Source organism: Vibrio nigripulchritudo ATCC 27043 (assembly GCF_000222685.1).
In the GTDB taxonomy this organism is placed as follows: Bacteria; Pseudomonadota; Gammaproteobacteria; order Enterobacterales; family Vibrionaceae; genus Vibrio; species Vibrio nigripulchritudo.
Genome location: NZ_AFWJ01000179.1, coordinates 20,713 through 45,137, shown reverse-complemented (window position 1 = coordinate 45,137; position 24,425 = coordinate 20,713). Strand labels below are relative to the sequence as shown.

The 24,425-nt window shown below is 45.6% G+C and carries 22 protein-coding genes; 12 read left to right on the top strand and 10 right to left on the bottom strand.

Annotated features, from left to right (window positions below; genetic code table 11):
• The coding region (locus tag RH89_RS14495) for a phosphate ABC transporter substrate-binding protein (protein ID WP_004403342.1) at positions 1-703 on the bottom strand (703 nt) is incomplete at its 3' end.
• Positions 704-1,615: 912 nt separating this feature from the next.
• Here RH89_RS14495 and RH89_RS14490 point away from each other — a divergent pair.
• Together RH89_RS14490 and RH89_RS14485 are read left to right on the top strand one after the other, a co-directional pair.
• Positions 1,616-2,227: a LysR family transcriptional regulator gene (locus tag RH89_RS14490; protein ID WP_004403341.1), complete on the top strand. Its 612-nt coding sequence runs from the start codon at positions 1,616-1,618 to the stop codon at positions 2,225-2,227.
• Positions 2,217-2,546: a type 2 periplasmic-binding domain-containing protein gene (locus tag RH89_RS14485; RefSeq protein WP_004403340.1), complete on the top strand. Its 330-nt coding sequence runs from the start codon at positions 2,217-2,219 to the stop codon at positions 2,544-2,546. The genes RH89_RS14490 and RH89_RS14485 overlap by 11 nt, the downstream gene beginning before the upstream one ends.
• Before the next feature lie 65 nt (positions 2,547-2,611).
• Here the strand turns inward: RH89_RS14485 and RH89_RS14480 are convergent, their stop codons facing one another.
• Complete coding sequence (locus RH89_RS14480; protein ID WP_004403339.1) at positions 2,612-3,967, bottom strand: aerolysin family beta-barrel pore-forming toxin; 1,356 nt, start codon at positions 3,965-3,967, stop codon at positions 2,612-2,614.
• A 135-nt stretch (positions 3,968-4,102) separates the two neighbouring features.
• Complete coding sequence (locus RH89_RS14475) at positions 4,103-5,002, bottom strand: LysR family transcriptional regulator (protein WP_004403338.1); 900 nt, start codon at positions 5,000-5,002, stop codon at positions 4,103-4,105.
• A 152-nt stretch (positions 5,003-5,154) separates the two neighbouring features.
• On the opposite strand from RH89_RS14475, the gene RH89_RS14470 reads away from it, so the two are divergent.
• The 7 genes from RH89_RS14470 to RH89_RS14440 all read left to right on the top strand — a co-directional run bounded on the left by RH89_RS14470 (position 5,155) and on the right by RH89_RS14440 (position 14,053).
• Positions 5,155-5,553: a RidA family protein gene (locus RH89_RS14470; protein WP_004403335.1), complete on the top strand. Its 399-nt coding sequence runs from the start codon at positions 5,155-5,157 to the stop codon at positions 5,551-5,553.
• A gap of 24 nt (positions 5,554-5,577) precedes the next feature.
• Complete coding sequence (locus RH89_RS14465) at positions 5,578-7,032, top strand: aldehyde dehydrogenase family protein (protein WP_004403332.1); 1,455 nt, start codon at positions 5,578-5,580, stop codon at positions 7,030-7,032.
• A 34-nt stretch (positions 7,033-7,066) separates the two neighbouring features.
• Entirely contained in the window at positions 7,067-8,056 is a 990-nt protein-coding gene (locus RH89_RS14460) for a membrane dipeptidase (protein WP_004403325.1), read from the top strand.
• A 120-nt stretch (positions 8,057-8,176) separates the two neighbouring features.
• Entirely contained in the window at positions 8,177-9,766 is a 1,590-nt protein-coding gene (locus RH89_RS14455; protein ID WP_038142778.1) for a BCCT family transporter, read from the top strand.
• A 63-nt stretch (positions 9,767-9,829) separates the two neighbouring features.
• Positions 9,830-11,530, top strand: coding sequence for a hypothetical protein (locus tag RH89_RS14450; protein ID WP_004403322.1), 1,701 nt, complete (start codon positions 9,830-9,832; stop codon positions 11,528-11,530).
• Positions 11,527-12,261, top strand: coding sequence for a DUF3726 domain-containing protein (locus RH89_RS14445; protein WP_004403320.1), 735 nt, complete (start codon positions 11,527-11,529; stop codon positions 12,259-12,261). The genes RH89_RS14450 and RH89_RS14445 overlap by 4 nt, the downstream gene beginning before the upstream one ends.
• A gap of 364 nt (positions 12,262-12,625) precedes the next feature.
• Complete coding sequence (locus RH89_RS14440; protein ID WP_004403318.1) at positions 12,626-14,053, top strand: OprD family outer membrane porin; 1,428 nt, start codon at positions 12,626-12,628, stop codon at positions 14,051-14,053.
• Positions 14,054-14,121: 68 nt separating this feature from the next.
• Here RH89_RS14440 and RH89_RS14435 read toward each other — a convergent pair whose 3' ends face one another.
• On the bottom strand, positions 14,122-15,006 hold the full coding sequence (locus RH89_RS14435) for a LysR family transcriptional regulator (protein WP_004403316.1): 885 nt from the start codon (positions 15,004-15,006) through the stop codon (positions 14,122-14,124).
• Positions 15,007-15,104: 98 nt separating this feature from the next.
• On the opposite strand from RH89_RS14435, the gene RH89_RS14430 reads away from it, so the two are divergent.
• On the top strand, positions 15,105-16,472 hold the full coding sequence (locus RH89_RS14430) for an MATE family efflux transporter (RefSeq protein WP_004403314.1): 1,368 nt from the start codon (positions 15,105-15,107) through the stop codon (positions 16,470-16,472).
• 25 nt (positions 16,473-16,497) lie between these two features.
• Here the strand turns inward: RH89_RS14430 and RH89_RS14425 are convergent, their stop codons facing one another.
• Together RH89_RS14425 and RH89_RS14420 are read right to left on the bottom strand one after the other, a co-directional pair.
• Positions 16,498-17,352, bottom strand: coding sequence for an AraC family transcriptional regulator (locus RH89_RS14425; RefSeq protein ID WP_004403311.1), 855 nt, complete (start codon positions 17,350-17,352; stop codon positions 16,498-16,500).
• A 141-nt stretch (positions 17,353-17,493) separates the two neighbouring features.
• Positions 17,494-18,039 (bottom strand): hypothetical protein, encoded by a 546-nt coding sequence (locus RH89_RS14420; protein WP_004403309.1) that lies wholly within the window; start codon positions 18,037-18,039, stop codon positions 17,494-17,496.
• A gap of 360 nt (positions 18,040-18,399) precedes the next feature.
• On the opposite strand from RH89_RS14420, the gene RH89_RS14415 reads away from it, so the two are divergent.
• Both RH89_RS14415 and RH89_RS14410 read left to right on the top strand, forming a co-directional pair.
• On the top strand, positions 18,400-19,092 hold the full coding sequence (locus RH89_RS14415; protein WP_038146120.1) for a response regulator transcription factor: 693 nt from the start codon (positions 18,400-18,402) through the stop codon (positions 19,090-19,092).
• Between the two features lie 13 nt (positions 19,093-19,105).
• A complete protein-coding gene (locus tag RH89_RS14410) occupies positions 19,106-20,473 on the top strand; it encodes an ATP-binding protein (protein WP_231109586.1) in 1,368 nt (455 codons plus the stop codon).
• A 44-nt stretch (positions 20,474-20,517) separates the two neighbouring features.
• On the opposite strand, the gene RH89_RS14405 is transcribed toward RH89_RS14410, so the two are convergent.
• The 4 genes from RH89_RS14405 to RH89_RS14390 all read right to left on the bottom strand — a co-directional run bounded on the left by RH89_RS14405 (position 20,518) and on the right by RH89_RS14390 (position 24,382).
• Entirely contained in the window at positions 20,518-21,825 is a 1,308-nt protein-coding gene (locus RH89_RS14405; RefSeq protein WP_004403302.1) for an MATE family efflux transporter, read from the bottom strand.
• Positions 21,826-21,869: 44 nt separating this feature from the next.
• Entirely contained in the window at positions 21,870-22,742 is an 873-nt protein-coding gene (locus RH89_RS14400) for a GNAT family protein (RefSeq protein WP_004403299.1), read from the bottom strand.
• A gap of 452 nt (positions 22,743-23,194) precedes the next feature.
• Positions 23,195-23,437 (bottom strand): glutaredoxin family protein, encoded by a 243-nt coding sequence (locus RH89_RS14395; protein ID WP_004403296.1) that lies wholly within the window; start codon positions 23,435-23,437, stop codon positions 23,195-23,197.
• A gap of 12 nt (positions 23,438-23,449) precedes the next feature.
• Entirely contained in the window at positions 23,450-24,382 is a 933-nt protein-coding gene (locus RH89_RS14390; protein WP_004403294.1) for a ribonucleotide-diphosphate reductase subunit beta, read from the bottom strand.
• Positions 24,383-24,425: the final 43 nt, after the last annotated feature.

The following is a 24,425-nucleotide window of genomic DNA, read 5'->3' as shown; positions in this document are numbered from 1 at the left end:
ATGGACGAGCGACTTTGTAAGAACCGTTCTTCACGTTGTCGACTGTTGCCGCTGTGCCATCGATAGCCAGAGCCTGAACAGAAGAATCAACCGTACCTAGAGAGATGTAACCGATAGCAAATGGGTTGCTTGCAACCATGGTTTTCAGTGCACCGTTGCCGTTTGCAACCTGAGCGCGTTGAGAGATTGCCGATACTTTCTTACCCGCAATTTTCTTTTTCAGTTTCATGATGTCTTCGAATGCACCACGAGTACCAGACGCTGTGTCACGAGTGATAGCAACGATTGGCTTGTTAGCACCGCCAACCTGGCTCCAGTTTGTTACTTCGCCTTTGTAGATAGCCGTTACCTGAGCGGCTGTCAGTTCTTTCACACCGTTTTTAGGGTTAACAACAACTGCGATACCATCACGAGCAACAACCACTTCTTTTAGTGCTGGCTCTTTTTCAGAATCTTTCAGGTTACGAGAAGACATGCCCAGGTCTGCACTGCCGTTCTTCGCCGCTTTAACGCCAGCAGAAGAACCAGGACCTTGAACTTCAATGAAGACGTTTCCGTTCGTTTTCATGTAAGTTTCAGAGAATACTTCCATCAGTGGAGTAACGCTGCTAGAACCGACAGCAGAGATAGTTTCTTTAGCCAGAACTGGGTTTACTGTTAGTGTGCCTAGTAGAGCCAATGCACCGATTACTGTTTTTTTCATCACAATTTCCTTAAGTGGCATTCATCGCCGTTGTGTTTCACTTGAACGCTGCTCACTTTAGGAAGAATATGTGACAGTTGTGTTTCACTAGTTTGAACCCTACATGACAAAGTGTAATATTTGAGAATACCGACATTCTTAGCTTCTGATGAAACAAGAGTCTAGTAACTTAACGTATTGATTTAAATATTGATTAACCCTTCAACTTACTAATTAAGTTATTGCATCAATACCTTTTATATCCGTATATTGAAAATCAAATGAATTGAAAACTCAGTGATTAATTCGCCTTCTAAATCTCGAGCGCTCAAACGATCACCGTACGGAATGAGGAAATAGCTATAGGGATTAAGCCAGCCTCTGTTTTTATTACGAACAGCCTAAACAGAATAATAATTAATCAATATTGTTCAGAATAATATATTTTAGATGAGTCTAAATAAGTTATTTCCAAATAATCACTATGAGCTAATCTGGAATCATTTTTAGAATGGGAATCACAAACTGCATTCAGTAATAAAGATATAATTCTTACCCTCGTCCAAATAGTGACAAATATTGTTATCCACATAATTCATCAGTTTATTCAATCTTAAGTGACTCAATAAAAATAGACTTAATATACTCAAACCACCTCAAGATGCAGGATTCAGAGCGTTATCTCCTGTTTCAGTTCAAGGAAAAGAACGCAGTGGAATGACGAGTCCTTTCCAAGTTCTTTGACGATGAAATGAGGCAGGAGATACGCTCCCAAGGGCGAGTTTGCTTGGCTTCCATACTGCGTTATCGATTCTAGATTTAGAGCCACTAGATCTTCAAATCGATGTCTTGTCTGAAAACCAAGCAACTCTCGCTGAAACTAGCACCTTGAGGCGGTTTGAGTATAACTACGTGTTTCGTTAAGTTGGTAAAATGGATAGATTTTTAAAAATTAAGGCATTCGTTACCGTTGTCAATGCCAACAGTTTCTCCCTCGCTGCTGAGCAACTTTCAGTATCGATATCAACGGTGAGTAAACGCGTACAGTATCTTGAAAAGGAAGTGGGATACCAACTGCTCAATCGAAAAGGAAATAAAATTTCGCTCACCAATAAGGGTGTCGACTTCTACCAGAAAGCCAGAGATCTTCTCCATGGTTATCATGAATTGATGACCCCCAGCCAGGACAGCGTAATGAAAGGCAATGTCCGTTTAGGCTTGCCGCGTCGCTTTGGTGAAGACGTTGTGTTTCCGGTATTGCTGAAGTTTATTAACTTGTACCCCGACATTCAGTTGGACGTCAGTTTAAACGACACACGCGAGTCCATTTCTCGTATGGGCTACGACTTAGTACTGCGTATTGGAAAAGTCACCGAGCAGGACGTGGTGTCTGTGAAACTTGGCAGCATACCAAGAATGCTGGTTGCGCCCAGTACTTTGGTTCCGGAAGAACAAAAAAACAACCTCGATTACATCAGTAAAATACCGATCGTTTTAAACGTTGCATCTAAATTTTCCCTATATAAAAACTTACATGGAAAATAACGTCTGTTCAGATCAGGTGATATTAAAAGTGAACTCCGACAGATGCGCAATTAACGCCATATCTTCATTGAATGCTATGACAATTCTTCCTTATTTTAATATTCGTGAGAAAGTGAGCAACGGTGAATTAACCGTATTATTGCCGCATAAAAATTTACCCTCATTGGATGTAAGTTTAATATTTCCCAGCAGACAGTTACTCACTACACCGACCCGAACTATTATTGATTTTTTAAAAAGTCACGTAGAAGAAATATTTCCAAAACAAGAAACAGGCGATAAACCAATTGTTGATAAGCTTGTGACAGAAGACATGTAGATAAAAACAAAAATGACCTGAAGCGAAGTCACTTCAGGTCATTTGAGATTCATATTATTTCAATTTTACATAGTCAAAGGTGCTGCCAGCGACATAGTAATATTTGAAACCGTGTTATCGTCGGAATGCTTATCGATAGACTCGACTTTCAGCCCCAGCTGAGAACTGGCGGTACGCATTCGAGCCATGCGGCTATTCACTGGCTGACTGCAATTCGCAAGTGTAGCAATCTCTTCTGGAGTCAAACGAATAGAAGCTCCGGCAGTTATGTTGTACTGGCTGCCATCCACGGTCGTAAACTTGCCCGACATAGGCGCACCATATTTTCGTTTTGCCACGTTACCAATTGCCCAGTTCAGGTTCGACTGACCAAATTCATCTCGCATCCAGTGCCAGTCCCAGCCACTGTAGCCTCCAATGTAAGAGAACTTGTACTCATCTGCGATTTGTTGCGGACCGTTAAGACCATTGGTGTGACCAAACGTGTGAGTAATATACGGGCGATCGGTTGGGTGATCAGATCGTGCATTGCCACCCCAGCGAAGGAAACCTTCGTAGTCAATGTTATAGCTGAGGTAGGCGAATGAGTTATACGGAATGTCTGCTTTCTGCTTAAACAGGGTCAGAGTAATGTAGCGCTTACTCATCTCAGGAACCTGAGCTCGGTACTGCGCTTTTTGGTCAATGGAAGTCGAATCGCCATTGGTTTCATTCCACCCCTGGCTAGCATTAAACTCCACTTTTACCTCTGATGATGCTCCCCCAATCAGTGGCACACCTACTTCATACTTGTTGGTCACACTTAAAGACTGACCAAAAGAGAAGTTGTCGGTTTTTGACCAACTGGTCGTTTCACTGTAACCAATATCGACAGGGGCGGTATCTTCGGTGTTCCCGCAGTTATAGACCATCGCATTAACCGTGGCGAGCGCTTCCCTGTCGTACACTTCTGGCTCGCCCAGAATCAGATCTGCTGGGTTTGTTACCAGTTTGACGTCTTTCACTTTCATTTTTAAGCGTTTATGCGCCCAGTATCCATCGGCGTGCGGGTCATTGCTGTTGTAGCGAGCATTAATAGAATACGTTTTCGAATCAATTCGCTTCACTTCCATATCTTCGCCAATGAAACCTGAGTTGGTGCCACCAGCCCATCCAAACCCCATGTAGTGCCCAAGATAGGCAAGAGGTTTGTAAAAATCCGGGTCATTAAAGACTTGGTATTGAAGGGCTTCCGCGTTTCCGCCATCCGCGTATTCTTTGTTGGTGTAGTTAGGCAGACTTGGTAGCTGGCTATTATTGGCAGTCGTGGTGACGCTGTTCGCTGCTGCGTCTGCAGACGCTCCCGCTACGGCAAGAGTTGGCACCAGAACGATTGCGATGCTTGCAGCCAAGGTACGTAGAGCAAAAGGTGTTTTTTCCATTGTTATCTCCTTCGTGTTTGCAAATTCATTCTTATGCATCACATCAGGGGATTGAATATCTATGGAATAAAACCGGGTTTTCGTAAATAGAAATTGCCTTTTGATATTAAAATCAATATCAGACTAAAACGTAACCTATTGTTTATCCGCCTCTCCTTTCCCAAAGTTCAGATATTCGATACACAAATCATGAAAACCCTTGGCCTGCGGTGAAATCGTGCGTTCAGACAGCCGAAAAATACCAATCTCACGCTGCAAAGGAGGGTCTATAAGGGGGATCCACACCAGCCGCGTTTCATTGGTTGGAAATGCAAGCTTTGGAAGCGTTGTCACGCCAATGCCTAACTCTAAGACGGAAAACAGAGACGTGATGTTTTCTACTGAATACAGCGCTTTTTGGCTGAGCACCCTTGCAGGGGTCGATTCAAGCAAAGTACAGGTGCCATTACGAATAAAGGGTTGTTGCAACAAAGTTTCCCAGGCTATGCCATCCATATTGGAGGCAATTGGATTGTCTTTCAGACACACCACGCCAATAGGATCTGAAATCAGAGGGGTGAAATCCATAGATTCATCATCCAGATGCATGCAGTTACCCAACGCCAGATCCACTTCTCCCGACATCAGTCTAGCTTCCACTCCAGTCGCGTTATCGTCGATTAAGCTGACTTCCACATCGGGAAAACGTTCGCAGAACGCCGCTAGCACACTCGGGATCAATTTGGCGGCTACCGACGGCACACTGGCGATACGAACCCGACCCTGCTGCCCAGCGGCTGCGGCACGCAAGTCATTGTCCAATGCGTGGTAAACATTGAGAAATTGCGTGATCTTAGGCACACAAATTTCACCAAACGGGGTCAGTGTCGACTTGTTCCCGCTTTCAAACAAAGGTTGACCAAGTGTTCGCTCCAGCTCTTTGATTGACGTGGACAGAGCTGCCTGAGATCGGTTGGCACGTTGAGAAGCAGCCCTGAAACCGCCCTCTTCAACCACGTACGAAAAATGCATCAATTGTTGCAGTTTAATGTTCATCCTTTCCCTCTAACGCCTTTCCCTGTCTGGTTTTTTCTCCACTGATAAATTTTATTTATCAAATGTAAAAAATTTACCGTTAGATTTATCACTTGTCAAAGTGCAATATTTAACCAAAGAGAAACATTTCTATTACATCTTGGATTCGAAACGTGAATACACAAACTGCAAAACACCCAGTAAAAACCGAGCTATTTGCTTCTAAAGCCCCATTGGAATGGGCAGTCGTCGGCAACGGCACTTTATACACCGCTCAGATTCCCATCGACCACACGGGCGCTGTCGTTGAAGGAGGCATAGAGGCACAGACTCGCCAAACCTTCGCCAACCTTGCACACACACTGGAATGCGCTGGGGAATCACTCGATTCGGTATTTCAGGTGCTGATTTACGTAACGGACAGGGACTATTTACCAACGGTCAACCGCGTGTATGCAGAACAGTTCAATGCCCCGTTTCCAAATCGAGCGGCGATGGTGGTTGCTGGACTGGCTCGTGAAGAAATGCTGGTGGAATTTGTGGTGTACGCGTCTGCCACCCATGGTCAATAACTCGAATGACAACAAGGATTCAACATGACAACTTCATTGCCCTACGAAAAAGCCCTGTACATTGGTGGAGAATGGCAATCGGGTGAAAGCACCATTGCCAACATCAACCCATCGGACATCAGCGAAACCATCGGAATATTCGCGCAAGCCAGTGAGCAACAAACTCAACAAGCGATTGCCGCTGCCAAGACCGCCCAGAAAGAATGGGAAAAAACACCCCTAGAGCGCAAGCAAGCGGTGCTGCAAGCCATTGGTGATGAACTTATCGCTCGCTGCGACGAACTGGGTACGTTGCTCTCTCGTGAAGAAGGAAAGCCGTTTGCAGAAGGTCGAGGAGAAATTTACCGCGCTGGTCAGTTCTTCCAGTATTTCGCGGCAGAAGTGCTACGCCAGATAGGCGACGCTGCCGATTCAGTGCGCCCGGGGGTTTCGGTTGAAGTCACACGTGAAGCCGTGGGCGTGGTTGCCATTATCTCCCCGTGGAACTTCCCTACTGCGACTGCGGCCTGGAAAATTGCGCCTGCACTGGCGTTTGGGAATAGCGTTATATGGAAACCCGCCAACCTCACTCCTGCCAGTGCCGTAGCCCTAACCGAAATCATTCACCGTCAGGGTTTGCCAGCGGGAACCTTCAACTTAGTCCTAGGCAGCGGTTCGAAGGTGGGCAACACCTTAATTAATTCAAAAGAAATTGATGCGGTCAGCTTTACCGGTTCAGTGGAAACCGGTCGCAAAGTTGCTGCGGCTACAGCACCTAATTTTGTGCGCTGCCAGTTAGAAATGGGCAGTAAAAATGCGCTGGTCATTGCTGACGATGCCGATATTCAGACAGCGGTTGACGCGACTATTGCGGGTTCGTTCTCGGGGGCAGGTCAGAAGTGTACCGCATCCTCTCGCTTGGTGGTGATGGACAGCATTCACGACCAGTACGTTGAGGCATTGATTAAACGCATGAGCGAACTGAAAGTCGGTCATGCCCTTGATGACGGGATCTTCATGGGTCCGGTGGTCGATGGAAACCAGCTTGAAGCCAACTTCGCATGGTTAGAAAAAGCGCGTGCAAGCGGTGCTGAACTCGCCTTTGGTGGCGAGCGTTTAAGCCTGAAACACGAAGGCTACTACATGTCCCCAACTCTATTCTTAGACACAAAAAACCAGTGGGAAGTGAACCAGGAAGAAGTATTCGCACCGATGGCTAGCGTGATTCGAGCATCGGGCTTGGATGAAGCAATTGCTATCACTAACGATACTCGCTTTGGTCTGACTGGCGGCATCATTACCCAAAGCCTTCGCACCAGCGCGCTGTTCAAACAGCAAGCGCAAACGGGCTGCGTGATGGTGAACTTGCCAACCGCAGGAACCGATTACCACGTGCCGTTTGGCGGACGTAAAGAATCCAGCTTTGGTCCTCGTGAGCAGGGTCAGTACGCCAAAGAGTTTTATACCGTCGTTAAGACGGCTTACCAGCGTGCTTACTGATTCTCGCACGCGCAGCCTAATAGGAAACCACGGTATGTATCAGGAAAGGATAGTGATTGACGGCTTGCAGTACTGCAACTGGGACAGAGAGTATTTTCAGACTCTCAGAGCCAGCGGCATCACCGCCGTCCACGCCACGTTGGTGTACCACGAGAATACGCGTGAGACCCTCACACGATTTGCGGAATGGAATCGATTGTTCGAGCTCAACGCCGATCTCATTATGCCCGTTCACACCATGGCAGATGTCGAAAAAGCCAAGTCCTCCGGGAAAGTGGGGGTGCTTTTCGGCGCTCAGAACTGCTCGCCGATTGAAGACGAAATCGGCTTAATCGAAGTGATGAAGCGTCAGGGTTTGCTGATCATGCAGCTCACCTATAACAATCAAAGCCTGCTCGCCACAGGATGCTATGAACAACACGACGCGGGAATTACCCGATTTGGCAAGCAAGCCATCAAAGAAATGAACCGTGTAGGGATGATCATTGATATGTCGCACAGTGCCGAGCGTTCAACGCTGGAAGCCATCGACCTGTCTGAACGCCCTATCTGCATCAGCCACGCTAACCCAAGCTTTGCGCACAAAGCACTGCGTAATAAATCCGATCACGTAATCCAGTCGCTGACTGAACGTGGTGGATTGCTGGGTTTCAGCCTGTACCCATTCCACTTGCCCAATGGCAGTGACTGCACGCTGGACGATTTTTGCCAGATGATCGCCAAAACCGCTGACTTAGCAGGCGTTGATCACCTGGCTATCGGCTCAGATTTGTGCCTTAACCAGCCTCAATCGGTACTGGAGTGGATGCGAAACGGACGCTGGTCAAAAGCCATGGATTATGGCGAAGGTTCGGCGAGTAACGCAGGCTGGCCAGATGCACTGCCATGGTTTGCGGGCAGTGAAGGGATGGAAAACATTTACAACGGATTAATGCGCCACGGGTTTACAGAGCCCGAGGCAGGAAAAATACTCGGAGACAACTGGTTTCAGTTTCTGAAAGAAGGGCTAGAGCCAATGACGTAATCGGCTTCGTGTCAGCCAGTGTCTATCTAACAAGGAACAGCCTGCCTAATAACAATAATCATAATGGCAGGTGTTAAATACACCTTTGCTGCGGCAAAGAAAACTTCTGGAGTCAGCATCATGTCTGATCTAACCAATAGCTTGAAAAACTCTGGGGCGGCTACCGCACCTAAAGCTTCAAACCAAACCAGCCAAAACGCAACGGACGCGTTAGGTTTAAGCAATCCGGCACTCTGGTACAGCGGTGGTTTCATCGCACTTTTCGTTACGCTTGCGCTTTTCGATGGCGAGCTCTTGTCTTCGGTGGTCAACGCTGGATTTGCCTGGTCGGTGAAAGTGTTCGGTCCCTACTGGCAGCTCCTCCTCTTACTCACCTTTTTGATTGGTCTTGGCTTAGCGGCGGGTCGAACGGGCAAGGTGATTCTGGGTAATATCGCGAAGCCGGAAATGAACAGTTTCCGCTGGATGGCCATCATCTTCTGTACCCTGCTTGCCGGAGGCGGCGTATTTTGGGCAGCAGCAGAACCGATCGCGCACTTTGTCAGCCCTCCACCACTTTATGGTGCGCAAGAGAGCGTTCAGCAGACTGCGATTAACGCATTATCGCAATCCTTTATGCACTGGGGCTTCTTGGCTTGGGCAATTGTCGGTAGCCTGACGTCCATTGTGGTGATGCACCTGCATTACGACAAAGGTCTGCCTCTGAAACCTCGCATTCTCCTCTACCCTGTGCTTGGGGAGCGGGCACTCAAGGGGCAAACAGGCGCTTTGATTGATGCATGCTGCATCGTCGCTGTAGCAGCGGGCACCATTGGTCCTATCGGCTTTCTGGGCTTACAGGTCAGCTATGCCCTTAACGTTTTGTTCGAAATTCCTGACGGTTTCACAACCCAGTTGATCATCGTAATGTTTGCCATTGCGCTGTATACCCTGTCTGCCATCAGTGGCTTGAATCGCGGCATGCAGATGCTCAGCCGTTTCAACGTAATCCTTGCTTGTGCCTTGATGGTTTACATCCTGCTGTTTGGTCCCACCAACTTTATTTTTAACGGTTACATTCAAGGCGTTGGCACCATGCTGGACAACTTCATTCCGATGGCAACCTACCGCGGTGACGAAGGCTGGCTGAGCTGGTGGACGGTTTTCTTCTGGGGCTGGTTCCTGGGGTACGGTCCGATGATGGCGATATTCATTGCACGCATTTCTCGTGGCAGAAGCATTCGCCAGATCATTTCCACTATCAGCATCGTAGCGCCACTGGTCACCTTCTTCTGGTTCACCATCGTCGGTGGTTCAGGTCTGGCTTTTGAAATTGCTAATCCCGACAGTGTCAGTAAAGCATTTGAAGGGTTCAACTTACCCGGTGCATTGCTCGCGGTAACCCAGCAGCTACCTTTACCGCTGTTTATATCAATTCTGTTTTTGGTTCTGACCACTATTTTCATCGTCACTACTGGCGACTCGATGACTTACACAATCAGCGTGGTGATCAGCGGTGAAACGGAACCAAATGCCATTATTCGCAGCTTTTGGGGAATCATGATGGGGGTGACGGCTTTAATCCTTATTTCCTTGGGTTCTGGTGGAATATCCGCTTTGCAGTCCTTCATTGTGATCACTGCGGTACCTGTGTCCTTGATCCTGCTGCCTTCCTTATGGAATGCCCCTCATATCGCGATGAAGCTAGCGAAAGAACAAGGTTTGAATTAATCCAATAACTGGTGGGCTTCGCGCCCACCCAAATACTCTTATAACAATATGGTGGTGAGCAAAATGGATGCACATCGTTCTACACACCTTTCTGCCCTGTATCGTAATCCGGATGTCGTCATGGCGCCTGACCGTTTAGGTGCCATGCATCAAACGCGGATCAGCTTTGTCAGGACGTTGATACGAAAAATGGCAAAACAGAAGTGGCGTATAAAGAGGCACTTATGGGAGCTTTGCCCACAAGGTTTTGGTCACGTCGTTTACCAGCTCAGGACACCAGAAAATGTCTATCATTTAGTGGTTTTCTGTACTGAGATTAAAAACGACGAGCGCAACGACCGGGTGATCGCCGAGAAGTGGGATGTCACTTTTGCTTTAGTGCATGGAGACGTCTCACAAGTACTGTTAAACAGGCTTAGGGAAAACGTACCATTGCAGGAAGCAGGTCGTAACCCTAACAACGTGTTGGTCTTGGCGCGCGCCAATAAAAGCATGCGAGTGTTCGAACACGTTGTTTCACGGCTGGCAAGTGGCTTGCAGCCAGAGCTAACTGAGTTGGCAGAGGTCGGTTACATTTTACGAACCACCGCGGTTTACGGGAACGGAAAATTCGGCATTGCTGATTTCAAACGGCTCGAAAATAACCCGGATTTTAAGCAGTCTTTCAGCGCTCAGATGTGTGCGGTTTACATGTTGCGAGAATTCAGCATCGACTGGGTACACTATCTGGCTAAGTTACAGGGCGGAGATAAGTTCGTAGAGCTTGAGCGCTCTCTTCAACGCTACCTCGGGGTTGGAAATGCAACAGGTCTGGGCATGGCTCCATACCTGATTAACCACCCATGTATTGTCGACCAATGGTTAACCGCGAGAGAATCTGCGCTGGCGGAAGTATTGTGTCAGACACCTGATTCTAAAAGTAAGAAACAGCTCATTCGGTTGCTGAACAAAGCCATTTGCCACTTAGAGCAAGTTGTCACGATTGATGTGCTTCAGCACGACATGAACACCACAGCAGCTCAGGAACTCAGAAAGCTTATCGTCAGTATCGATTCCCCGTCTGTCAGCAATCACAACTGGGGACAATTTCTTGAAGACAGCAGTCATCTGAGTCTGGAAGCTCAAGAGTGCTTAATTAGCTGTCTGATGGAGGTTTACCCAGAGAAAGTCGATGTGTTTCAAGACCAAATGAATTGCGACGAGTCTCTGAATCTGGAGGGAGGAAAAACCGTTCAGCAGTTTATTGACGTTCTGAAAACACGCTATCGATGGGCGATTGACCCTGATTACTCACAACGCAATAACAATTACTGGTTTTGGTATCGGTCGCAAGACAAGGAAGAGCCGAGGCTCGGTATTCGAGGTGAAGAACCAGGTCAGGAAAAAGAACTGCCGCTTGATATAGGACGGCAAGTAAACAAACTCTACCACGCCTTAGAGTCGGAAAACCCAAACATCTCGATGGCGGAGTTTTCACTTAAGCACCCCGAGCACCGCATGGTTGCTCGCCGAGTTTGCACGTTAGGGAAAAAAGTAATGGGTGACATTCAAATGAATGTATTGCACAAGGACGCATTACCGATGCACTTACTTCGCTGTAAATTGGCTATATTTGGCGCAACCAAGTTTGACCCGAGATCCGATCGCTGGGTAAGAGTCACCTTTTTCCAAGGCGCACCACTCACTGATGAAATTGGCGAAGATGAATGGATTTTCCCGACTTTGCCCTCACTCAGCTTAAGTACAGGAGATGAAGACTTATGATCGTTTCTCATAACGAGCTGGCAACGACCGTCACCAAAGCATTTCTGGGAATGCGGAAAAACTGTGGCGAAGCCGATATCATTGCCAACATGGTCGTGGATCTGCAAATGGCAGGGTTGAATGGTATTAAGCATTTCAACAGCGGCAGCCGATTCATGCACAAAGAGAAAGACAGTCCTGTTGATGTCTGCGAAGCTGGCAACAATACCCTTGATTTTGATCTTCACGGTTCAAGCCTTGCCTGCCATTTACCTGCAGTGCTGGATTTTGCACTACAGAAAATGGTGAAGCACCGACAGATTACGCTGACGTTAACCCGATGCCACAATCGCTGGCTCGCCTACAGCGAACTGGTCAAGCTGTCTTCCAAAGGCATTGCATGCAAAGCGAATTGGGAAAATGGCTCTGACCCCAGAAAGGTGTTGCTGATTTTGAACAAAGGACGAATTTCGCCGGAACTGTTTTTCTCTAAGCAGGTGTCAGCGGATTTGGATCGGATTCATGATATGACTGTTGTGCTCTCTATTGATGATTTCGACTTTTCGGATATAGCTGAAGAGTACGATATTCATATTTCAGCAAGACAGCTGTCTCGCTCGCAAAGAACGGCTTGGGAACGAGGCATAGAAGTTGACGAGCAAGAGTGGCAAGTGCTGAAACAATCGGCGAAAGAGATTTTGGTCGAAAATAGTGAACAGTCGAAGCTCGGCGCTGGAGAACCCGTCACTTAGTTCTGCAATACCATCTATGCATCAAGGTCTAAGACCAGCAATCTGGCTGGTCTTTATTGATAGAAATCACAAAAAACCGCCCAATTCCACTTTCGACGAAAAGTGATGTGACTCACTCTCCACCTTCTTCACAATTGCGCCAACTCTTAATAATTACCTTATTTTTCATATTATTACTAAGATTTTTCATATCTATAATCGCACATCAATTAGATTGTGATCGACTTCTAATCCCAGTATCTAACTATGATCGAGATCTTATGAAACATAAATAAAACGCCATTTCTATTTTAAAATAACGGCGTTTTTATATCATAACCCTGTGACTCATTCACAAAAAAATCAATAACTGATGGATATGGTTATGAACACACTGAACAAAACTCCCCTTTCCCTACTCAGTGCCTCTATTTTGGTTGCAATGGCGGCATTCCCTGTACACGCAGACGATAACGACCCTAACGACGTCCTTAATCAAAGTGCCGCGGCACTCGATTTGGCAGACGAAGCGAAGCAGGCTTTCTATGAAGAGTCGACGTCTAAGCTTCACTCTTTCCTGTACATTCGAGATCGTCAGCAAAAAAATGCCTCTGATGAATACGTCCCTAATATTGAAAACCAAACGCTACAGCTAGCGTGGGATTACCGCTCTGGTTACTTCAAAGACACCATTGGTTTTGATATTTGGGCAAACACCAACTTGCAAGTTGGCGACACAACGGGCATGTCCGAGATTCTGTACTATGACCACACCTGTGAAGGCAATCCGTCGTATGACGGAAAAGCGTGCGAAAAATCTTATGTCGCAGTGCCAGTTGCTTCACTAAAAGCAAAATTTGGTAATGACGACACGGGTCTTGCGGTTCGTGGTGGTTACACCCGAATCAACATTGGTACCATTCGTTCCAGCTGGGGGCTTAACCCTCACGCCTACCGCGGTGTCGAAGCCAAAGCGCATTTTGGTGATTTTGTCGTGGGCTATGCCATTGCCGATAAATTCAAAAATGACTGGCGTAAAAACTTCCACGACATGACAACTACCTGGCACCAGAATCAAGACCCAACTGGCAAGCAAGGTAAGATCATCGACTACATTCATACCGTTGGTGGTATCTACAAGTTTGATGGCGGTCAGATCGACTTAGGCTACGGTGAAGGTAAAGATTACCGCACCAACTGGCAGATTCTGGGTAAATACGGCTTTGATTTGGGCAACGCTAAAGTCAACCTGACCGGTTTCTACCACGGCAGTATCCGCGCTGAAACTGAGCTGACAGGTCTTAAAGATCAGGAAGCACAAAGCTATGTTGGTGTTGGTGCTAACATTAAAAGCGGTAACTTCACCTGGATTGCAGGTTTGAGTGCAACGGATACGAAAGGTCAGGAAGGCACTTACAACTTCCGTCTGACACCTTGGGCGAACTCCGACAACCGTAATTTCCAGCAGACTACTTCTCAGCTGGAAGACTACAACGTAGATGGCACACGAGCAGTGAAACTTGCGATGAACTACAACTTTGCAGATTTCGGTGTACCGGGGCTAACCGCCGGTGTAGGCGCTAACTACGGTACGAATGTCATGTCTGATTTCGCTAAGAAAGAATACGACGCGACGATGAAATCACTGGACTGGAACATTGGCTACAAGTTCCTGGAAGGTGGGCTTAAGGGCTTGAACGTTCGTATGTTCCACGGTTACTACGATCACGGTGACTCCATTTCTCGTGGTCCGAAAAACAATGACCGCACCGACGTGAAACTGCTTATCTCGTACAGTATGAACCTGAAATAATATCTATAGCTGCCTTTTATGCCCTGCATGGTTTCCCGCATGCAGGGTATTTTTTGTTTCTTATTGCTCTATTCGTTTTTTTCCAACAGCTCTTTTAGTTCCGTCATCAGCCAGGTTCTTACTTCACTGTCTGGGCTGTCAGTGCGTTTAACCAAACCAATCTCCACCATCACTTCAGAGAAAGAATCTCTGCATTCCAGTACTTTAACCTGACCAGAGAACCACGATGTATCTGCAATGTGTTTTGGGACAATTGCCCACCCCTGATTGTGTGCAACCAAATCGCAAATCAGGTAATAGCTGTCGATATACCAATGGTTTGGCGTTAACGCTTTGTCTCCCCCCTCACCTGCCCGATCACAGATAACAAGCTGGCGATCTCCGTGCAGCTCCGCCAGCGACACTTCTTTTCGATTGGCGAGCGGGTGCGCTTCTCCAACAACCAGCACTTTTTCAAAGTACCCAATGGATTGAAAATCGACACCTCTGGGCAGCTCGGCATGTCGGAACATGAGCCCGATGTCGGCTTTCTCTTCGGCAATAGCCACTGAAATATCGTCTCGAGAACCATTGGTAATCGTGAGTTTGAGATCCGGAAAGCGTTCGCCAAGTGTTGTAAATATGGAATGCGCGGCATCCAGCGGAATGGCTTCGTCTACAGACAATTTGAGCGAAATCGGTTCCCCTGATGAAGCGGTCAATGCCCGGCTATTCAGCCTGTGGCACTGGTGCAGCAAAGCTTCGGCATCCACCAACATTTGCTTACCAAGTGGCGTAACCACAGGAAATCGGGAAGAGCGGTCAAATAAATCGAACCCCAGATCTGCTTCCAGATTGGCTATCGCACTGCTAATTCGCGACTGAGCTTTTCCTAACTTTCTTGCAGCAGCGGAAAATGACCCGCTTTGCGCCGACACCACAAAGGCTTCAATTTGATCCAGAGTCCAGTTCATTGCATTTATCCATCCGAAAAACGGATAGATAATAACTTTCATCTATCCAATCTAACAATACAATGGTCAGAATAAATTGAATAATCGAGCACGTGATCATGTCTGAAGTCACCATTTCCAACACCAGCCAATCGGTAAGTAAAACCTTCTGGCGCTATGCTATTCCATCTATTCTGGCCATGGTGGTGAACGGTCTTTACCTGGTCATTGACGGCATCTTTGTTGGTCACTACGTGGGATCAGACGGGCTCGCCGGCATCAATATGGTGATTCCAGTGGTTGCCATTATCACCGGTATTGGAGTGCTTATCGGCATGGGAGGCGGGAGTATAGTTTCGCAATTTCGGGGAGAAGGTAAGCTCGCCGATGCGGATCATACTCTAAAGACTGGTTTATGGATGATTCTGGTGACAGGAATACTGGGCTCACTATTTCTTTATTCTGTTTCTGGGTGGGCTCTGGAGATTCAGGGCGCTTATGGGGACCCGAAACAGTTCGCAACTGAATGCCTGAATATATTCACAATAGGTGCTTTGCTCACTATCGCTTCCAGCGCACTTCCAATGTTAGTCCGAAACGACGATAGCCCGAATATCTCTACAGCGTTTATTTTAATCGGAGCAATCACGAATATCGCACTGGATTATCTGTTTCTGGCACATCTTGGTATGGGTCTGAAAGGAGCCGCCATTGCGACATTAATAGCTCAGGCAATCACCACATTATTAAGCCTTGGGTACTTTCTGAGTAAGTATTCTGAAGCTAATGTATTTAGTGGTCAGTTTAAGTGGAAGTTGGTCTGGCGCACCACCGAGCTTGGCGCGTCAACCTTAGTCATGTTCGTTTACTTTGGTTTTGTGATGGCTCTGCACAACAAGCTGTTCATGTACTATGGTGATTCAACCCACGTTGCTGCTTTTGCTATCGTTGGCTACATCGCCAGTATTTACTATTACTTTACAGAAGGCATCGCCAACGGCATGCAGCCCCCAGTGAGCTTTTACTTTGGCGCGAAGCAGTTTAGTAAAATTAAAGATACCGTTAAGCTTGCACTCTCGGTTTCGGTTGGTTTGGGTATTGTCGTCACTATCCTGCTGAACATCTTCCCTGAAGCTGCGATTTCGCTATTCACTACTGAAAACTCAGCATTGACCTCTGCCACCAAGCAAGGTGTGCAATTACATTTATTGGGGATAAGTCTGGATGGTTTCCTATTTGCGGCTTCTGTTTACTTTATGGCGATAGGTATGGGAGGAAAGGCGCTATTCGTCTCAGCGGGAAATATGATTGTACAGCTCCCCTTTCTGCTGGTATTGCCCCAGTACTTTGGAGTAGATGGAATATGGCTTTCTGTACCCTTATCCAATTTAACTCTCACTCTTGTAGTGTTGCCTATGGTCATCAGCAGTTTGCGCAAACTTAGAAATAACGGAATTGAAGAAGCGGATTCATTTCAGACAGTGTAAATAGAGCGGCTTTTGCCGCTCTGTTTTATTCGATGGGTAAGTAAACATCTGTAACCAGTTCATGTTCATCCACTTCAGGAAAGAAATTCTGATAATGGAAAAAGCACGGGAAATCTCGCAGTGTTTCACCGCTTTCAGGTAGCCAGGTTCCGTAAAGGTAGATAACCTTTTTATCGAGCTCATCATGAGAACCAATATGGCGAACAACAGCTACTCTTCCTTCCGGAATTTCTTTGTTCACAACACCATGAGAATTTGCAGGAACGGCTTGATGAACTTCGCCACAAATATCAAATCGAAACTTACTCGGCTCGGTTTCTGCAGGGTCATCGTAAATCAAACCAAAAGTCCGGCGACTGCTTACTGGCGATAAACCTGTCGACTTCCGCCAATCGATAAATTTCATAGCTGAGTGATTAACTTGTGGAGCGGGACCGCGATGCTCAAATACCGCAATTAAGGTTCTCTCAAATTTTTGAATGTCTACTTTCATTTTCTCCTCCTGTCGCCTTGTTGGCTTCAAGAATGTCTGGTGCAACTTCTGCCAATCCGGTTGTTTGCGAAAATCACGAGGGGATTGACCGAATTCCTTTTTGAAAGCACGAGAAAACGACTCAGAAAATTCAAACTGTGCGTCTAAGGCAATGTCTGTCACACTCTTTTCGGGATGAAAGCCAAGCTGATACGCCGCTCTTTTTAGTCTGAGCTGCGTGATGTAACGTGCGACATTGACTCCAACATAAGCCCGAAACTGACGATGAAAATGAAATTCAGAAAAATGCGCTACCTGACTAAGTTCAGAAACCGTTAGTATCTTATCCAGGTGTTGATGTATGTAATCGCATGTCGCCTGCATTCGCGCATCGTATTGTGTGCTCAAAGTGTTCTCCTGTCCTTTCTCCGAAGAGTTTCACCGTTTTTTCAGAGCGATACCTGACCAATCTTGCTAAATAATAGCTAAACAACTTAACGTTTAATTGGTCAGATGGTAAAGAAAAGAACAAAAGATATTCAGAATGGATTACAGTCCCAAAACATACTCAATTTTTTTAATTTTGCCTTTTTCATCCGTTACTACCTTGTAACCAGACAAGTCATCAAAGAACTCACCCGTAATCAGCTTCCAGCCATCTTTGCCCTTGATTGCCTTCTTTTCTACGCCTTGATCAAAATGGCTGCCTGACGCAAATAAAGTGTCCAAAGCCTCAAGTAGGTATTCGGCGTCCTCTTGGGTATTCAGGCGAAAGTCAGATTTCAGGCACTCTGATACATCTGGCATGACCTGAGTTGAAGTTGGAGTCATCAGCTCTTCTAGTTGTCCGTTGAGAGAGTAGAATTTATAGTCGCCGAACGACGATTCTCCATCGCGATGTTTTAATACTGGAGTCGCGGAATAAAAAGAGCAGGAAAACACGTGACGAATGGCGATACCTTTGACTGATTTTACTTCGACATGCATCCAGTCCATCACCTTTTTCTCGATAATGTTTTTTTCATTATCTGCCGCAAATGTAGAAAAACTGCCTATTGTAAAAATCAGTGGAAGTAGTGAGAGTTTCAGTTTCATCGCTGGAATTTCCTTGTGTAGTGAGCGCAAACTGGAAGCATAGCTACCCGGAATACATGCATCACCAAAGGCAAAGAATACGATATAGCTCGCTATCAATTTTGTAAGGACAAGTAACACCAACCCGCTTGAAACGTAATTTATGTCATTTCGTAAATATCGCTAGAAAACACCAACAAGAAATCGATTGCATCGTTTTTACAGCATGAAATATAGTCAAATGTATAGTTGGGTTCTCGAATGTAAGACAGTGTAAGAAACTTCGAGTTTACAACGAGAAAAATATTTTCCTTCTCACTATTGCGATACAATTCACATTCTATATACTTGCCCCGGAATGCATAACAACGCCATATCAAGATGCCAAATTGTAGAATTCTATTGGTTGAAGATGATAAGGAAATATCTCGCCTGACTAAGATGTACCTTGAAGCTGAAGGCTACGAGGTTGACGCTATCTGCGACGGTTCGGACGCTGTCGACGCGGTAAAAAATATTCATCCCGATCTTATTATTTTAGACCTGATGCTACCCGGCAAAGATGGAGCGACTATCTGCCAGGAAGTTCGAGAGTTTTATGATGGAATGATCGTTGTTCTCACTGCTTCTGAAGATGAACTTACAGAGGTAAGTTTGTTCAAGTTTGGAGCAGACGACTATTTAACCAAACCCGTTCGGGGTCATATTCTGGTTGCTCGAATTGAGGCGCTACTTCGTCGTTATAAAAAATCGCAACCCCCCACAGATCCTCTGTCTCTTTCTAAATATGGCATTACCCTTTGCCTTACTCGAAAAATCGCCTGTTACCACGAAAATAAACTCAATCTTACGGCATCAGAGTTCGATATCCTGCACCTGTTGATGGAAAACTCAGACAAGCCAGTTTCCCGAGAAATATTTTGCCAGTCTGCACGTGGAATCGAGTACAACTTTAATGACCGCTCCATCGACATGCGGGTGTCAGGGCTCAGGAAAAAGTTCTCTCAGGCGAATGTTTCGTCAGCATTTATCAAAACCGTACGAAATCAAGGCTATATGCTGACTCATGTTTAAGGTTCTCAATTCGATGTTTACCCGGCTTTATTTAGGCATCATTGCCGGGCTGGGTTTAACGATTATGGTCTTCATGCATCTGGGTGAAGGGTATATGCATCGAACAGATGTAGAGATATTTCTCAACGATGCTAATTTCTTTCTCAATCAGTACATCGAAGAAAAAGGCGACCCAAACTCGCTGTATAAAGAGCTGGAACGCACGGGAGAACAACGTTTTTACATCTTTGACTTAGCGTTGATCAAAGACTGGGATGAGAGTGCTCCATGCGCTGAATGTGAATTCATGTTCTACATGAAAGGACTCCCTGTTTACCTCATCAATGGCTGTCACTTTGCCGTTGTCATGCCCATTCCCAATTCAAATTACAGTTTCTTTTTTGGCGAGCATGGTGAGTTCTTCGAACCCCAATTTGAATGGTATGAGGATTCGGAAATCCATTTTGTTCTGGCTTTATTGGCAACACTAGTCGTGAGCTTGGCAGCCCTGATTTACGTGCCAGTGAGAAAGATTCAAATACAAATTAACCAACTACTTGCTGACCAAAGAAAATTTGGACAAGGCAGCCTTTCCACCAGAACAACTGCCCATTACTCTCAGCCCATTCGCGAGCTGGCGAATGGTTTCAACGGCATGGCGGAAGACATTGAAAGCCGGGTGAAACAAAGCCAGATATTTACTCAGGCAATCCCACATGAAATTCGAACACCTCTGAGCCGAATTCAGATGGCGTCAGACCTCGCAAGAATCCAGACTCCGGTTCAGGATCGGGCAATATTCAACAACATTGATCACTACGTCGAAGACATCAAAGATCTGTCGACACACATCGTTCAGTTATCCAAGCTGAATGTATCCGGTTATGCCGAAATACAGCAAAAGTCTTCCAGTATCTACATTTCTGATTTTTGTCAGGAACGTCTGAACAAAATCACCCAGCGCAATGGGGAGTTTGTCGTTAACTGCATTTCAGAAAACACCATTTTGCATGCCGATGAAACACTCTGCCAACTGGTAATCGACAACTTCATTACCAATGCAAATCGCTATGGCAACGGAAAAGTAAGGCTTAGCCTTACTTGCTTTAAAACCCATTGGGCAATTGATGTGGAAGACAATGGACCCGGTATTCCAGAAGACAAACGCAAAGAGATATTCATGGCGTTTGCCCGACTGGATAAAAGCCGCAATTCTGCCAGTGGCGGTTTTGGCTTAGGCCTGGCAATTGCAGCCAGCGCTGCGAAATCACTTAAATGGACAATTTCTGTTGATGATAGCGAGTTGGGTGGTGCCAGATTCACTGTGCTGATTCCCGTTTCCCCCGAGAAGCCATTGCCCAAAGAAATTGAAACCTATCAATTTGACACAGAAACACTCTGATTTAACGGATTAGAAAGAAAGCGTACCTCACCGGTACGCTTTTTTTATGCCAGTTTCACCAACCACTTGTGCTGACGAATTCGAAACATCGCTGGGAACAGTTTGGCAAACTCTTCCATCTGCACAAACAAATAGACCCAGTGCACTGGTAACGCCAACCACAACCCTAAAGCAACAGCGGTTGGAATTGCGATGATCCACTGACATACAAAATCGAGCTTCACTACAAATTTGGTTTCTCCGCCACTCACGAGAATGCCTGCCATCTGAACACTATTAACGGCTTTCAGCATCACAGTGATCGCGGTTAGCGGATACATGATCGACAGCATACCGACCACAGACTCACTCAGATGTTCATAGTATTGAATGACCCAGAATGAAGAACCAACAATGATGAATGCTGCCAGTCCGCCAGACATAACACCAAATGTCAGACCCAATTTGGCGACGTGCTTGGCGCGTTCAAACCTCTGTGCACCTAACTCTTTACCTACGAGAATACTGGTTGCCTGACCTACGCCAGAAACAAACGACAATGCGAGGAGTTCAAACGGAGTGATAATGGACATAACCACCAAAACGTCTGTACCCATATTGGCGTATATCACTTGAAACGCAAATACACCACCTACCCAGGCAAGCGATCCCAGCACTACGGGCCAGCATAAGCTGTAGATCTTCTTATAAGCTTCAAGGTTAAAGGAGGAATAAACTTCCCTAAGCCCTACTTTTAGCCTTGGCTCGAACCCGTACATTGCAAACAGAAGCAGCAGAAAACGTAGCCCCCTAGCGATGATCGAGCCAATGGCGGCACCTTCTATTCCTAATTTAGGTGCACCGTAAGCCCCAAATATCAGCAGATAATTCAAGAAAATATTCAGTGCCACTTCAAAACAGTAGCTGTAGAGAACTAGATTCACTCTCCCTAAAGAACGAAAGGCAAAATCTTGAATGGTGGTCAGACCCGTCAGGATGATGACAACTGCCATCAGGGAAATGTAACCACTCGATAGGTCCAATATGCTTTCATCCTTGGAAAACAACCTCGCCAGCATCTCAGGTATGGTAAAGAAAAGGCAGGCAAAGCTTAAAGCACAACCAAGAATGATCAGCGACCCTCGAACAATGTTACGACGATACTCAGTATCGGCTCGCTCAGACTGCTGATTCCAAATAATGGCAACACCAGTCGATGAAGCCGACACAAAGAAAGCACTGAACCACAGCCACCTGGCTCCGATTCCCGCAGCTGCTGCTTCTGTTTCACCAAGCTGACTGATCATAAATGAATCGACAAAGCCCAATGATGACATAACAACGTTGTACAGCGAGATCGGTATCGCGCACATTAAAAACGTTTTTTTACTAAATTGAGTCATGTAAATAAACTGGATTACAAACCAAATATTAAATTTTCTGAATGGAGAGAAATAAATGGAATATCAACATCTATACCAAACGTTACTCTCGGTTCTTTCATTTTAATCTGACTTTCCAAATTAATAAGGCAAACCGGTGTATCAGCCAAACTAATAACACAGTGCTCTGACTTGTCATGTTCTTTAATTAACTTAGAAATAGCAGGGATATGGCTTACAAAAAGGTCTTCATGACCAAAGTAAACAATTTCACTGCATAGTTTGTCTTCCAACTTCACTTTTCTAGTTATTAAGAAGCAAACCTCTTCTTCGGACTTAATTAGAAACTGATTACACTCAAGATCCTCATGTGAAAAGTAGAGCGACTTTTCGTAGTCACTGAGATAGCTTAAATCAAACTCATCAACATGCGCTTCAACTTGGGAAACGTCGTCTAAAACACCATCGACAATTTGAAACCCACCGGACTGCTCTCTTGCTTTGCACACTTTGCGGTATATAACATCGGCGACATCACTGGCAGACAAAGCCGTGAAAAGGACGTCGTCAAACTTGTTTAACTGTCTGAACAGCTTTAGTCCATATCCTCGATAGTCTGGGTGAGATACAGCGCAGGTGAGATTCACAGTCTGTACGGTATTACCTTCGCGTGTCACCCTCTCCTGAGGAATAAACCCCATGCATCCTACCAGCTTGCCGCCTGCACGGAGAGCCAGACCAGTGACCACGTCAGGTCCTTCCGGTTTGAACACCTTTTTCAAAAACTTTTCATCCACGTACCCCAAGTGAGGTGGACTGATCAATGGATATAATTCCTCGTAATCAGAAGAACGCAGATCATTAATTACAACTTCTTCAGAAACCAACTGAGTGTTTTCAGATTTCATAAAGCTTTCCCTATTTTAAAAGTAAACGAATCCCTTCAAAGCTCTTTATAAGCTTCAAACAAAAAATAAAAACAATAAGTTAATAAAAAGTTAATTCAGACTAATTTCAATATATTGGTTATTTACAGAATGAACATTGAAAATAAAAGAGCAGTGATAATAAACACAGGATTTGAAACAATGAACGGGTTTTAAATTATATATACTTTAAAGGATTACCAAATGTGAGTGTTGTCACTCATATACTTTATAGAAATGAAATTGATACTTTTATTTTATTGACTGTTATGCAACTTTATAAATGACAATTGCATCAAAATAATATGTTTAAAAATAACAAGTTAGAAACACTTTAGGGACATAGGATAAATATTGGAAAAGAAAACAAAAAAAGTGGCTGTAAAAACAGCCACTTCTCTATGTTTGATTAAGTGAGAAATTTTAGGTTCTTTTTAAAAAGAAGTTTCCGCACTGAATGCAAGTTGGTTCTTTAGCGTTTCAAAATCGCCAACAGGTTGCCCGTTCACGCGAAATTGTGGGTAGCTTCTTGCCATTGGAAACAGTTCAAACAAGGTTTCTCTGTCGAAGTCGATGTCTAATTTAAGCTGACTCAATTTTAACCCTTGCTGCGCAACCCAGCTGGCTGCAGTCACACATTGCGGGCAGTTGTCCTTGCTAAACATTTCAATTTGCATGTTCCACTCCTGTTAGAAATCGGCATCGAAAGCCAGTTGACGATCTTGCGGACGCTTGTATTCCGTCACGCGTTTTTCGAAGAAGTTTGTTTTGCCTTCCATATCCAGAAGACGCATGTAATCAAATGGGTTCTCAGAGCCGAACACTTTGTCGAAACCAAACAGGCCAGCGATAACGTCTGCCGTATGTTCAATATACTGACACATCAAGTCAGCGTTCATTCCAATCAGGTCTACTGGCAGAGCTTCGGTTACGAACTCTTTCTCAATGGATACCGCTTCGCGACAAATTTCTTCAAATTCTGCTTGAGTCACTTTGCCCTGACCTAGTGTTTTGAACAGTAAGGCAGAAAAGCTAAAGTGCAAACCTTCATCACGAGCAATCAAGTCATTACTTGCTGCCAGACCCGCCAGCAGACCACGTTTACGGAAGTAGTAAATCGCACAGAAGCTGCCCGCGAAGAACAACCCTTCAACCAGACCAAAAGCAATTAAACGCATTGGTAGTGGCTTGTCTGAAGAGATCCACTTCATCACCCACTGTGCTTTGCGTTTTACTGTAGGCACGTTGTCAATCGCATTGAACAGACGCTCACGTTCTTCCACATCAGGAATGTAGGTTTCAAGCTGGAGTGCATAAGTTTCTGCATGAATCACTTCGTTGAACGCTTGCAACGCAAGGAAGCAGCGAGCTTCTGCAATTTCAATTTCACCGTAGAAACGCGTCAGCAGGTTTTCGTTGATCATGCCTTCACTCTGAGCAAAGAAAGCCAGAACGTGGCGAATGAAGTGTTGCTCACCTTCAGTCAGCTTTTGCAGATCAGGCAAATCTTGCGCAAAGTCGAGCTCTTCGGTTGTCCAGAATGCCGCTTCGTGGGTTTTGTATGCTTGCCAAATCTCTTCGTACTGAATTGGAAACAGGCTGAATTTGTTTTTTACGATCATGGGGTTGTCCTAATTTGCAGGCGGAGCATCGTCTCCGCCTAAA

Bases quoted from the DNA above. Each gene is read 5' to 3' on its own strand.
- RH89_RS14490 (WP_004403341.1), top strand. From the start codon at position 1,616: ATGGATAGATTTTTAAAAATTAAGGCATTCGTTACCGTTGTCAATGCC.
- RH89_RS14485 (WP_004403340.1), top strand. From the start codon at position 2,217: ATGGAAAATAACGTCTGTTCAGATCAGGTGATATTAAAAGTGAACTCC.
- RH89_RS14480 (WP_004403339.1), bottom strand. From the start codon at position 3,967: ATGGAAAAAACACCTTTTGCTCTACGTACCTTGGCTGCAAGCATCGCA.
- RH89_RS14475 (WP_004403338.1), bottom strand. From the start codon at position 5,002: ATGAACATTAAACTGCAACAATTGATGCATTTTTCGTACGTGGTTGAA.
- RH89_RS14465 (WP_004403332.1), top strand. From the start codon at position 5,578: ATGACAACTTCATTGCCCTACGAAAAAGCCCTGTACATTGGTGGAGAA.
- RH89_RS14460 (WP_004403325.1), top strand. From the start codon at position 7,067: ATGTATCAGGAAAGGATAGTGATTGACGGCTTGCAGTACTGCAACTGG.
- RH89_RS14455 (WP_038142778.1), top strand. From the start codon at position 8,177: ATGTCTGATCTAACCAATAGCTTGAAAAACTCTGGGGCGGCTACCGCA.
- RH89_RS14450 (WP_004403322.1), top strand. From the start codon at position 9,830: ATGGATGCACATCGTTCTACACACCTTTCTGCCCTGTATCGTAATCCG.
- RH89_RS14445 (WP_004403320.1), top strand. From the start codon at position 11,527: ATGATCGTTTCTCATAACGAGCTGGCAACGACCGTCACCAAAGCATTT.
- RH89_RS14440 (WP_004403318.1), top strand. From the start codon at position 12,626: ATGAACACACTGAACAAAACTCCCCTTTCCCTACTCAGTGCCTCTATT.
- RH89_RS14435 (WP_004403316.1), bottom strand. From the start codon at position 15,006: ATGAACTGGACTCTGGATCAAATTGAAGCCTTTGTGGTGTCGGCGCAA.
- RH89_RS14430 (WP_004403314.1), top strand. From the start codon at position 15,105: ATGTCTGAAGTCACCATTTCCAACACCAGCCAATCGGTAAGTAAAACC.
- RH89_RS14420 (WP_004403309.1), bottom strand. From the start codon at position 18,039: ATGAAACTGAAACTCTCACTACTTCCACTGATTTTTACAATAGGCAGT.
- RH89_RS14415 (WP_038146120.1), top strand. From the start codon at position 18,400: ATGCCAAATTGTAGAATTCTATTGGTTGAAGATGATAAGGAAATATCT.
- RH89_RS14410 (WP_231109586.1), top strand. From the start codon at position 19,106: ATGTTTACCCGGCTTTATTTAGGCATCATTGCCGGGCTGGGTTTAACG.
- RH89_RS14405 (WP_004403302.1), bottom strand. From the start codon at position 21,825: ATGTGCGCGATACCGATCTCGCTGTACAACGTTGTTATGTCATCATTG.
- RH89_RS14400 (WP_004403299.1), bottom strand. From the start codon at position 22,742: ATGAAATCTGAAAACACTCAGTTGGTTTCTGAAGAAGTTGTAATTAAT.
- RH89_RS14395 (WP_004403296.1), bottom strand. From the start codon at position 23,437: ATGCAAATTGAAATGTTTAGCAAGGACAACTGCCCGCAATGTGTGACT.
- RH89_RS14390 (WP_004403294.1), bottom strand. From the start codon at position 24,382: ATGATCGTAAAAAACAAATTCAGCCTGTTTCCAATTCAGTACGAAGAG.